The organism is Winogradskyella sp. ECml5-4, assembly GCF_036903175.1.
Taxonomy (GTDB): domain Bacteria; phylum Bacteroidota; class Bacteroidia; order Flavobacteriales; family Flavobacteriaceae; genus Winogradskyella; species Winogradskyella damuponensis.
In genome coordinates this window covers 66,542-78,699 of record NZ_JAYJLF010000014.1, presented here as the reverse complement: position 1 = coordinate 78,699, position 12,158 = coordinate 66,542, and the positions used below count along the sequence as shown (strand labels likewise).

The following is a 12,158-nucleotide window of genomic DNA, read 5'->3' as shown; positions in this document are numbered from 1 at the left end:
AAATGTTACAATTTCTTAATGAGAAAACCTCTTATAATTCCTCATTGCAACGAGTTAAAACTTAAAAAAATACTACTTTTGACAGCTTATAATTTTTAGCAATCTAAGCACTAATGGAAAAGGTAAATAAAAACAAGTTTGGAAAACTATTAAAGTGGGTTTCTGCCCTATTTTTACTACTTATCATTAGTTTGTTTGCTATACCTTCCATTTTTAATGATCTCATTTCTGAAGAAATCAAAAAAGGTATCAATCAAAATTTAGAAACCGAACTTCAATTTAAGGATTCTAACATTTCATTCTTTACGCATTTTCCTTCATTAACCTTTTCGTTTCAAAATGTAAATTTATCAAGTTCTAAACCCTTTGAAAAAGACACTTTAATTAACGCAAAAGAATTAGGATTTGGTATCAATGTATTTAAACTCTTATTTTCAGACAGAATCGTAATTAATGAAACCTATCTTACCGATTGTAATATAAAACTAGTTAAGGATAAATTTGGACGCAACAACTACGATATCTTAAGAGCAACAGACACTACAGCAGTGGCAAATGATAGTAGTTCTGCTGGTTTAAACCTAAACCTTAAACGTCTTAAAATTGAAAATGCAACAGTTGAATATGCAGATAACGACTTGGGTATTCGTGTTTTTTCTCATGGACTTAACTACAACGGAAAAGGAGGCATTATTGATGGTGAACTAAAATTAGGTTCAAAACTAGACATCACGAGTGTTGATGTGGTTTTTGAAAACTCAGAATACTTAAAAGGGAAAAAATTAAAAGCAAAATCGTTTACCATTTACGATACTAAAAACCTATCTATTGCTTTAGATAAAAACACTATTTCGTTAAATGATCTTGAAGTAAATTTTAACGGTAACTTAAAGGTTTTTGACAATGGTTTTGCCTATAATTTACTTTTTAAAACACAAAACGGCACCCTTAAAAACGTGATTAGCGCATTACCTCCAAAATATGTAGAATGGTCTAAAGACTTAAGCCTTAAAGGAGATATAACAGCAAAGCTACACCTTGCTGGTTATACAGGATCTGTACCTAAAGCTTCTAAAATAAACCGTACAGACCTAACAGTTAACATTTATGACGGTTATATAAAACATAAGGACGCAGACCAAGCCCTAGAAAACCTATATGCAAATTTTAAAGGAGATTTTAAAGACAATTGGATGAACCTTAGTCTAGATAGTCTTAACTTTTCACTCAATAAGGAAATTACTACGGGGCAAATGTTTGTAAAAGGCAGAACAGATTCCATGTATGTAAAATCTAATATACAATCTAATATTAACCTCAACATTCTTAATCAAACTTTAAGTTTACCAGATTTAGAATTTAATGGCATATTAGCTACAGATGTTACTGTAGATGGAATTTATGAACCACAAACATCTAAATTACCCAAAACCAAAGGTGTTTTTAAATTAACTGATGGTTACTTGCTAACATCTGGACATCCAGAGCCTATAAAAAATATTGAACTTAATGCCAAAATCCTAAATGAAGGGCAATCATATGCAGAGTCTTCACTAACAGTAAATGCCCTAAACTTTAGCTTTTTAGATAACCCATTTACAAGTCAAGGTTATTTTAAGAATTTTGACCAACCAGAATACGATATAAAAGCGAAAGGACGTATAGACTTTACAACACTAAATCAAGTTGTAGAATTACCGTTTTTAATCGTAAATGGTCAATTAAATGCCGATTTAAATTTAAAAGGACAACTTAATAACTCACAAAATGAGAATAGTAACAGCGGTACATTAGATTTAAAAGATGTTGAGATAAAAACTTCAATACTTCAATATCCTGTTTTGATTAAAGAAGGGCAATTTCTATTTCTAAACGATAAAATGGCATTTTCTAAATTAGCTATTCAACACCAATCTTCTGAAGTAGATATGGATGGCTATTTTCAGAATTATATAGATTATGCACTATTATCTAAAGGAGTATTAACAGGAGATCTAAATTTAAAATCACCAAAAATTGATATTACCGAATTTTTCCCAAAGGAAGAACAACTAATCCAGCAGTCTGACAGTACTGCTAATATAAATACAACAGAATCCGTTGTAACAGGTGTAATGCAAATCCCTAAAAACTTAGATTTAGCTATTCAAATTAAAATAGACAGCCTAAAATACAACAGCTTAAATATCACTGAATTCTCCGGCCATTTAGGATTAAAAAATCAAGGGCTTTTCTTAAAAAATAGTACTTTAGAAATGGTTGATGGTACTGCACAACTCAAAGGATTCTATCAAGCTTTAACCACAAAAGAAGCTCTCTTTTCTATGGATTTAAAAGCTAATCAACTCAATATAGAAAAAGGATATAATAGCATGTCCTTATTTAAAGAATTAGCACCTGCTGCTGCACAAGCCTCAGGAATAGTATCGATAGACTACAGTTTAACAGGCACCATAGACGATGAAATGCTACCCGTTTTACCCGCACTTAAAGGCAAAGGCACATTAAAAGTACATAGTGTTAAATTTGATGGTTATAAGCTAATGGGTAAAGTATCCGAAAAATCTGGTTTTGGTGCTTTAAATGACCCAAAAGTGTCTGAAATCACTATTATATCTACTGTAGACAATAATGTACTAGACATAGAACCGTTTAAGTTTAAAGTAAGTCCTTTTAGATTAAGAGCAGAAGGCCAAACCTCTTTTGATGGCGACCTAAGCCTTAAAATGCGAATAGGTTTACCTCCATTAGGAATTATTGGCATTCCTGTGGTTATTGAAGGGAATAGCGAAGATTTTAATGTAAAACTTGGTAAAAAATCAAAAGATCTTAATACTGAAGCAACTACTGAAACGAATTATTCTCAAGAAGAATTAAACAGCTTGTCCACGCAAAAAGACTCTATTCGCAGTGGAAATTCAGCAGATGCCATTAATAAAATGCAACAGGAAATTAAACGTGTAAAGTCAGATTCGCTCCAAAAATAATATCCAATTAAACCAATTTAAAATCTAATAGCAACTCACCTTCTATAGACGCTTGCACATGATCGCCTTTATGATTTAAACCTTTCCCCATTGCTGGTGTTCCTGTAAAAATAAGATCACCTTCCTCTAAAGTCATAAATGAGGATACATAAGCAATAATTTCAGCAAAACTATAAATCATTAGACTGGTATGCCCTACTTGTTTTTGTTCTCCATTAATCTTCAAATCGAAATTAATAGCATTCAAATCGGAAAATTCGGAAACAGACTTAAAACTTGAAATTGGAGAGGCTCCATCAAACCCTTTAGCCAAAGCCCAAGGTCCTTTATTTTCTCTGCTAGCCGCTAATACATCTGTTGCTGTATAATCTATACCAACTGCTATTTCTGAAATGTAAGAAGTGGCATCTTCTAGCGTAATATCTTTACCTTGTTTTCCTATTTTAGCAACTAATTCTACTTCATAAGCCAGTTCATTTGTAATTTTAGGAAACGGAATATCTTTATTTCCTGTAACCAAAGTAGAATCTGGCTTTGTAAATATCGTTTGCGCACCAGTTTTATTAGCACTTATTTCTGAAGTTTGGTTGACGTAATTCTTACCAATGCCTATGATTTTCATGATTGTTTTTGGGTTTTAGTTTTGTAATGGTAAATGTACAAAATGCGGATTAATTAAACAGCAACACGATTAAACTCCCAATAACAACACTAACCAAACTAACTTCAGAATAGCCACATTTTCTCCACCTACTATTTTTACTCTCCAAGCAGATTCTAAATGCTCAATTACTTTACCATAACTAAAACCACACGACTTAATTTACAGCTTAAACCTTTACAATTAATTAACAACTATAATTTGTACCTTTGCAACTTCGCAAAAACAACAGGAGGATTTAAATAATTTATGAGCCAATTCAACGATTCAATTGAAGTCAAAGGTGCACGCGTTCACAACCTTAAGAACATTGATGTCACTATCCCTAGAGATAAACTAGTGGTCATAACCGGTTTGTCTGGTAGTGGAAAATCATCTTTGGCTTTCGATACCATATATGCAGAAGGACAACGTCGTTATATTGAAACGTTTTCTGCTTATGCACGTCAATTTCTAGGCAGTTTAGAACGTCCTGATGTAGACAAAATTGATGGCCTATCTCCTGTGATTGCTATTGAACAAAAAACCACGAGTAAATCACCTCGTTCTACCGTTGGCACCATAACAGAGATCTATGATTTTTTGCGTTTACTCTATGCTAGAGCTGCTGATGCTTACAGCTATGAAACGGGTGAACAAATGGTAAGCTATAACGATGAGCAAATTAGAGACCTTATTTTAGAATCGTATAAAGGCAAACGTATTAATATATTATCGCCTGTTGTGCGTTCTCGCAAAGGTCATTATCGCGAATTGTTTGAGCAAATTGCCAAACAAGGTTTTGTTAAAGTAAGAACAGATGGAGCCATTGTAGATATTGAAAAGGGTATGAAACTAGACCGTTACAAAACCCACGATATCGAAATTGTTATTGATAGACTAAAGATTGACGATAACGAAAACAACGAGAAACGCTTAATGGAATCCATAAATACAGCCATGTATCATGGAGAAGATGTATTAATGGTTATTGACCAAGACACCAACGAACCGCGCTTTTTTAGTAGGAATTTAATGTGTCCTTCTTCTGGTATTTCATATCCAAACCCTGAACCAAATAATTTTTCATTTAACTCACCAAAAGGAGCTTGCCAAAACTGTAATGGTATTGGCGAATTATATGTGGTAAACGATCATAAACTAGTTCCTAACGAATCCTTATCCATTAAAAATGGAGCTTTAGCACCACATGGACCTCAAAAGAAAAGCTGGATTTTTAAACAATTTGAAACTATAGCACAACGCTTTGAATTTTCATTAAGCGACCCTTGGAAAGACATCCCTGAAGACGCTAAAAAAATTATACTTCATGGTGGTAAAGATAAATTTACAGTAGAAAGTAAACTCTTAGGAGTCACACGCGATTATAAAATAGATTTTGAAGGTGTTGCCAATTTTATTGAAAGTCAATACCACTCAGATTCCACATCCTTAACACGATGGGCAAAAGAATACATGGACAAAGTAGAATGTTCGGTTTGTGAAGGTTCGCGTTTACGCAAAGAATCGCTTTATTTTAAAGTTGATGGCAAAAGCATTGCCGAATTAGTAAAAATGGATGTCGTTGAACTTGGCGAATGGTTAGATGGTTTAACAGAACGCTTATCAAGCAAACAACAACAAATCTCAACTGAAATCATAAAAGAAATTAGAAGCAGAGTTCAGTTTTTATTAGATGTCGGACTTACCTATTTATCACTCAACCGAAGTTCAAAATCGCTTTCTGGTGGAGAAGCACAACGTATTAGACTAGCCACTCAAATTGGCTCGCAATTGGTTGGTGTATTATACATTTTAGATGAACCAAGTATTGGCTTACACCAACGCGATAACGAAAAACTAATTAACTCTTTAGTGTCTCTTAGAGATGTTGGAAATTCGGTAATCGTTGTTGAACACGATAAGGATATGATAGAACGTGCAGACCATGTTATAGATATTGGTCCTTTTGCAGGTAAACATGGTGGAGAAATTATAAGTGAAGGCACGCCAACAGAATTACTAAAACAAAACACATTAACCGCTGCTTATCTCAATGGTGAAAAGGAAATTGAAATTCCAAAAACCAGACGAAAAGGCAATGGTAAAAAATTGGTATTAAAAGGCTGCACAGGAAATAATTTAAAAAATGTAGATATAGAACTACCATTAGGTAAAATGATTGGTATTACTGGAGTGTCAGGAAGTGGAAAATCTACCTTAATTAACGAAACCCTCTACCCTATTCTAAATGCACATTACTTTAATGGAGTAAAAAAACCAATGCCTTATAAGAGTATAAAAGGGTTGGAACATTTAGATAAAGTCATTGACATTAACCAATCACCAATTGGACGTACTCCAAGAAGTAATCCTGCAACCTACACTAAGACTTTTGATGAGATTAGAAGTTTATTTGCTAAAATACCCGAAGCGATGATTCGCGGATACAAACCAGGCCGTTTTAGCTTTAATGTTAAAGGCGGACGTTGTGAAACATGCCAAGGTGGTGGTTTACGTGTTATTGAAATGAATTTCCTACCAGACGTCTATGTCGAGTGTGAAACATGCCAAGGTAAACGATTTAATAGAGAAACATTAGAAATTCGTTACAAAGGAAAATCAATTAGTGATGTGTTAAATATGACGATTGAAGAAGCCGTTGATTTTTTTGAAAACATTCCTAAAATCCATAGAAAACTTAAAACCATTAAAGATGTTGGTTTGGGGTACATTACTTTAGGTCAACAAAGCACTACACTTTCTGGAGGTGAAGCTCAACGTATTAAGTTAGCTACAGAACTAAGTAAACGAGACACAGGAAACACCTTTTATATTTTAGACGAACCAACCACTGGCCTACATTTTGAAGACATTAGAGTCTTAATGAAAGTCCTTAATAAACTGGCAGATAAAGGCAATACCGTTTTAATTATTGAGCACAACTTAGATGTGATAAAAACAGTAGATTACATCATAGATATTGGCTACGAAGGAGGAAAAGCTGGCGGACAAGTGGTAGCCAAAGGTACACCTGAGCAAATTATAAAAGATAAAAAGAGCTACACTGCAAAGTTTTTGAAGAAAGAACTAATGTAAATTCTTACAATTATTCACAATTCTGACGTATTTCATATTTTTTTTAACGCATTAGATTAAAACTGTAAGCGTTAGCATTTTAATTGTATAAATTTATTTAACTAACAATTAAAATCTATAATTATGAAAAGTATTCTTTGGCTTGTAGCAGTAATTTGTATCGTTGTGTGGTTATTAGGACTTCTCGATATTATTCCAGGAATGAGCAGCAGCAGCCTTATCCATATACTATTGGTTATTGCTATAGTAGTTATATTGTATAATATTATTTCAGGACGAAAACCACTGTAATTACTTAAAAATCTTAACTTTTAAGCGTATGAGTTTTTCATTTATACGCTTATTTTTTTGTTAATAGCCAAATAATTCGTTCATTTTAACTTAAATTTGGTCTTCCAAAAAATCAGACAAAGCCATATAATTATATGGCTTTTATAATGCTATAATAAATTATTTAAACAATATGCGAACAGAAAACAAAAATAAAGGTTGGAATGAAATAAAAACAAACGACTCATGGGCAATTTTTAAAATCATGGGAGAGTTTGTTAATGGTTATGAAAAACTAAGCAAAATAGGACCATGTGTTTCAATTTTTGGGTCTGCAAGAACAAAACCAGATCATAAGTATTATAAACTCACAGAAGAAGTTGCGAAAAAGATTGTAGAACAAGGCTATGGTGTTATTACAGGTGGTGGTCCAGGTATTATGGAAGCTGGTAACAAAGGTGCTCATATTGCTGGCGGAACTTCTGTAGGTTTAAACATAGAATTACCTTTTGAGCAACACGACAATCCTTATATAGACAATGATAAAAGCTTAGACTTTGATTACTTCTTTGTACGCAAGGTAATGTTTGTAAAATATTCTCAAGGCTTTGTAGTTATGCCTGGCGGATTTGGAACTTTAGACGAACTCTTTGAAGCGATAACCTTAATACAAACTCATAAAATTGAATCATTCCCTATTATTTTAGTTGGAAAAGATTTTTGGGGCGGCTTAATGGATTGGGTAAAAACAACCTTATTAGATGCTGGAAATATTAGTGCTAAAGATTTAGACCTTATTCACCTTGTTGACTCTGGAGATGAAGTTATAGAAATATTAAACAACTTTTATAAAGAGTACGACCTTAGCCCTAATTTCTAAGAAAATCTTATTTTTTTTTGAAGAATCCCTTCTTTACTATGAAAAAAAAAATCGTAGGTTTTTTTATAATTACTTTATTCACCTTAACTGTTTCTGCTCAAGAAACAGTTAAAGTGATGTTTTATAATTTATTAAATTATCCCTTAGAAAATACGATTCCTAATCGTATATATGATTTGTCTTATATTTTATCTGACTATCAACCCGATTTATTTTTAGTCTGTGAGCTCAACAATATCACCGGAGCCATGGTTCTTTTAAATACAACAAAGATTGCTATTAACTCTAATTATGAAATGGCAACCTTCACTTCTAACACTTCTGATGATACTGAAGGTAATCAAAATGATTTACAGAATCTTTTATATTACGACAGTTCAAAATTTACTATTGAAGACGAAATTATTGTTCCCACTTATTTAAGAGATTTTAATGTCTATCGGATTCAATTAAAAACAATAAATCAAACTACAGATCCTGTAGAAATATATATTATTATTGGTCATTTAAAAGCGTCTAGCGGAACCTATAATGCACAAAAGCGTTTCGAAATGATTGAAGATCTTGAAGGTTATTTAGAGACTTTACCAGCTAACACTAATGTTTTATTAGGCGGAGATTTAAATTTATATACGTCTAGCGAAGCCGCGTTTCAAACCTTATTAAATGAAAGTAATACCATTACATTTGTAGATCCTGTAAATCGCGTAGGTAGTTGGCACAATAACACCGATTATATTGATGTATTTACACAATCTACACGTACACAAACCGGCTTAGGTGGAGCTACAGGTGGTTTTGATGATCGTTTTGATTTTATTCTAACTTCAGACAATATGATAAGTACAGCAAATATAACGTATGTTCCAGGTTCTTATCAGGCGTATGGTAATAACGGATTAATTTCTTGCTGGAATAAATCTATAAACTCATCAGATTGTGAAACCACTGGTTCTGAATTTTCATATGAATTAAGGAATGCGTTACACAGTTTTAGCGATCACCTACCTGTTACCTTATCATTAGAAACAGATGCTACTTTTTTAAGTGTAGAGGATTTTAGATTTTCGTCTGGTTTTAACCTAGACTCAACAATTATAAATCACAGCCTCACAATTAATATCAATAATATTGAGTTATATAACCAACGTTTAGTAATATATAATAATCTAGGTCAGAAAGTAAAACTATTCCAAATGAGTTCGGAAGCTAAACAACACTTCGATATTTCTGATTTACAAACCGGATTGTTTTATGCAAACATAGATAACAGTAATTCAAACCCTATAAAATTTATTATTTCTAATTGAACAAAAACTTAATCATAACGACTTTATTAATAGTATTTGGCTACAGTATTGCAGCTCAAAATGCTATGGATATTAATGCTAGTGTAGATGTAGAAACAAAAACAATAACGATATCTCAGACTATTGTTTATAAAAACGAATCTAACACTGTTTTAAAAGAAATATATCTTAATGATTGGAACCATAGTTACTCTAGTAAATCTACACCATTAGCCCAACGTTTTGAAGAAGAGTTTAGCACAAAATTTCATTTAGCAAAAAATGAGCAACGTGGTTTTACCTTAATAACAGCTATTAGAGACAACAAGAACAATTCCTTAGAACATAACCGCTTAAAAAATCATGTAGATGTCATTAAGGTGGTGCTTAAAACCCCTTTACAACCTAATGATTCTTATACTATACACCTTAACTATCAGCTTTTAATACCAGATGCTACTTTTACAGGCTATGGTGTTTCTAAAACTAAAGATTTCGATTTAAAATATTGGTATATCACACCTGCCGTTTATAATGGCGAATGGCAGTATTACAGCAATAAAAACTTAGACGATTTATTCATCCCTAAATCCGATATAACACTAAGTATTACACACCCTAGGAATTACAAGGTCACTTCAGAATTAGATTTTAATGCCACCCAAACAAATAACAAAACCCAAACCACTATACTTAGTGGTAAAGATCGTATTGACACCTATTTATCATTACATAAGTTTCCTCCATATACCTTTGTACAAACAGATGACTTTATTTTAATTTCTAACATTAAGGAAAAAGGACTACAAGATCACGCCAAAGCATTACTAACCGACAAGATTACACGGTACCTCACTAAACATCTTGGAGAATATCCTCATAAGCAATTATTAGTATCTTCTATCGATTATCAAAAAAACCCGCTCTATGGTCTTAATCAATTACCCGCTTTTTTTAGACCTTTTCCTAAAGATTTTCAGTACGAATTAAAACTAGTTAAAACAGCTTTAAAAAAATACATTGACAATACACTATTACTTAATCCAAGAAAAGAACATTGGTTAAGTGAAGGGCTTCAAATCTACTATTTAATTAAATATGTTGAAGACAACTATCCTGATGTAAAACTATTAGGAACTTTAGCCGATTTTTGGGGTATTAAGTCTTTTCATGCTTCGGACTTAGATTTTAACTTTCAGTACTTTCTGTATTCTATGGAAATTGCACGAAAAAACCTAGATCAGCCCTTAACAACCTCAAAAGACTCTTTAACAAAATTTAATGCCAATATTGCAGGAAAATACAAAGCCGGAATTGGCCTTAATTATTTAGATCAGTTTACTGACGATATTGATTTATCTCAAAGTATTACATCGTTTTTAAAAAACAACCAACTACAACCAGTTACAATTAGCGATTTTGAAACTTTCATTACAGCTGAAACATCAAAAGATATTGATTGGTTTTTTACAGACTACGTTAATACCAGAAAAAAAATCGATTTTAAAATTAAGTCTATAAAAACTACTGAAGACTCTATAAAATTAACCTTAAAGAATAAGAGAGATAACTCAATGCCTATATCGCTGTTTAAGTTAAAAAACGATTCTGTTATAGGTAAGTTATGGGTAGAAAACATTAAAGACACTAAAACCATCACATTGCCTAAAGACAGCACTGAGAAATTTGTATTAGATCACGACAATGTTATTCCAGAATACAATCAGCGCGATAATTATAAAACTCTAAAAGGTAATTTTTTAAATAATAAACCATTACAGTTTCGCTTATTTAAAGATATTGAAGACCCTAATTACAATCAGGTGTTTTTTATGCCCTTAGTTGAGTTCAATAACATTTATGATGGTTTAACACTTGGCACAAAGATTTATAATAAAACTATTTTAAGAAAACGATTAAATTATCGCTTCTCACCTCAATACGCTACAAAATCTAGAGCACTTACAGGGTCTACCTCTATATTTTACACTCATAATATAGAGAACAAAAATCTTTTTGACATCACTTATGGTATTACTGCAGGCTACCAATCTTTAGGTCAAGATGCTTTTTTTACAAGAATTCGTCCAATTATCACTTTTCAATTTAGGGATGATTCTAATTTTAGGTCCAATAAGATAGACCAAATTATGGCCAGATATGTAAGTATTGACCGAGAATTTGGTGAGAATGCTATTACTGTTTTAGATGAACCCGATTATGGAGTCTTTAATTTGAGGTATACACAATCTAATCCAGGCATTATTAATTACTCTAAGTTTAATACCGATCTTCAAATAGCAGACAAATTCAGTAAACTCTCAATTAATTACGAATTTAGACAACTCACAAAAAGCAATAGAAATATCAACTTTAGATTTTTTGCAGGTTTCTTTTTAGAAAACAATTCTGATCCTAGCTCTAACTACTTTAGTTTCGCATTAGATAGACCAACAGACTACCTATTTGATTTAAATTATTTAGGACGCTCTGAAGCTTCTGGTCTGTTTAGCCAACAAATTATAATTGCAGAAGGTGGTTTTAAATCGCAATTAGAGACACCATTTGCCAACCAATGGATGACAACGGCTAATTTTAGTACCTCTATTTGGAGATATATTCAAGCCTATGGTGATGCAGGCCTCGTAAAAAACAAATACAACTCTCCAAAATTTGTTTACGATTCTGGTATTAGATTAAATCTTGTAGAAGACTATTTTGAAATCTATTTTCCAGTTTACTCTAACTTGGGTTGGGAAATCGCAGAACAAAATTACGACGAACGTATCCGCTTTATGTTCACTATAGATCCTCAAGTACTTTTAGGTCTGTTTAGACGAAAATGGTATTAACAAATTCTTATTGAAAAGTTAAAATTGTTGAATATTTTAGAATATTCTTATCAATATTTATATTTTACTAACAATATCGCAATATTATAACGTCAAATGCTGTTGCATAAAATTTTTAATTTTTGTACTTTCGCTATATAA

General features: G+C 32.2%; 7 protein-coding genes. 6 read left to right on the top strand and 1 reads right to left on the bottom strand.

Going from position 1 to position 12,158, the window contains the following annotated elements:
- The first annotated feature begins 113 nt into the window (after nt 1-113).
- Entirely contained in the window at nt 114-2,987 is a 2,874-nt protein-coding gene (locus tag VDP25_RS14330) for an AsmA-like C-terminal region-containing protein (protein WP_334470926.1), read from the top strand.
- Nucleotides 2,988-2,994: 7 nt separating this feature from the next.
- On the opposite strand, the gene VDP25_RS14325 is transcribed toward VDP25_RS14330, so the two are convergent.
- Nucleotides 2,995-3,609: a fumarylacetoacetate hydrolase family protein gene (locus tag VDP25_RS14325; protein ID WP_334470924.1), complete on the bottom strand. Its 615-nt coding sequence runs from the start codon at nt 3,607-3,609 to the stop codon at nt 2,995-2,997.
- 288 nt (nt 3,610-3,897) lie between these two features.
- Here VDP25_RS14325 and uvrA point away from each other — a divergent pair, with 288 nt between their 5' ends.
- The 5 genes from uvrA to VDP25_RS14300 all read left to right on the top strand — a co-directional run bounded on the left by uvrA (nt 3,898) and on the right by VDP25_RS14300 (nt 12,017).
- Entirely contained in the window at nt 3,898-6,726 is a 2,829-nt protein-coding gene (uvrA, locus tag VDP25_RS14320) for an excinuclease ABC subunit UvrA (RefSeq protein ID WP_334470922.1), read from the top strand.
- 123 nt (nt 6,727-6,849) lie between these two features.
- Nucleotides 6,850-7,017 (top strand): lmo0937 family membrane protein, encoded by a 168-nt coding sequence (locus VDP25_RS14315; RefSeq protein ID WP_115839263.1) that lies wholly within the window; start codon nt 6,850-6,852, stop codon nt 7,015-7,017.
- Nucleotides 7,018-7,189: 172 nt separating this feature from the next.
- Nucleotides 7,190-7,876 carry a TIGR00730 family Rossman fold protein gene (locus VDP25_RS14310; RefSeq protein WP_334470919.1) on the top strand — a complete coding sequence of 229 codons (687 nt, stop codon included), beginning with the start codon at nt 7,190-7,192 and terminating at the stop codon, nt 7,874-7,876.
- A 38-nt stretch (nt 7,877-7,914) separates the two neighbouring features.
- Nucleotides 7,915-9,186 carry a hypothetical protein gene (locus VDP25_RS14305; protein ID WP_334470918.1) on the top strand — a complete coding sequence of 424 codons (1,272 nt, stop codon included), beginning with the start codon at nt 7,915-7,917 and terminating at the stop codon, nt 9,184-9,186.
- Nucleotides 9,183-12,017: a metalloprotease gene (locus VDP25_RS14300; protein ID WP_334470916.1), complete on the top strand. Its 2,835-nt coding sequence runs from the start codon at nt 9,183-9,185 to the stop codon at nt 12,015-12,017. The genes VDP25_RS14305 and VDP25_RS14300 overlap by 4 nt, the downstream gene beginning before the upstream one ends.
- The last annotated feature ends 141 nt before the right edge of the window (nt 12,018-12,158 follow it).

Coding starts and splice junctions, on each gene's coding strand:
- VDP25_RS14330 (WP_334470926.1), top strand. CDS start 114: ATGGAAAAGGTAAATAAAAACAAGTTTGGAAAACTATTAAAGTGGGTT.
- VDP25_RS14325 (WP_334470924.1), bottom strand. CDS start 3,609: ATGAAAATCATAGGCATTGGTAAGAATTACGTCAACCAAACTTCAGAA.
- uvrA (WP_334470922.1), top strand. CDS start 3,898: ATGAGCCAATTCAACGATTCAATTGAAGTCAAAGGTGCACGCGTTCAC.
- VDP25_RS14315 (WP_115839263.1), top strand. CDS start 6,850: ATGAAAAGTATTCTTTGGCTTGTAGCAGTAATTTGTATCGTTGTGTGG.
- VDP25_RS14310 (WP_334470919.1), top strand. CDS start 7,190: ATGCGAACAGAAAACAAAAATAAAGGTTGGAATGAAATAAAAACAAAC.
- VDP25_RS14305 (WP_334470918.1), top strand. CDS start 7,915: ATGAAAAAAAAAATCGTAGGTTTTTTTATAATTACTTTATTCACCTTA.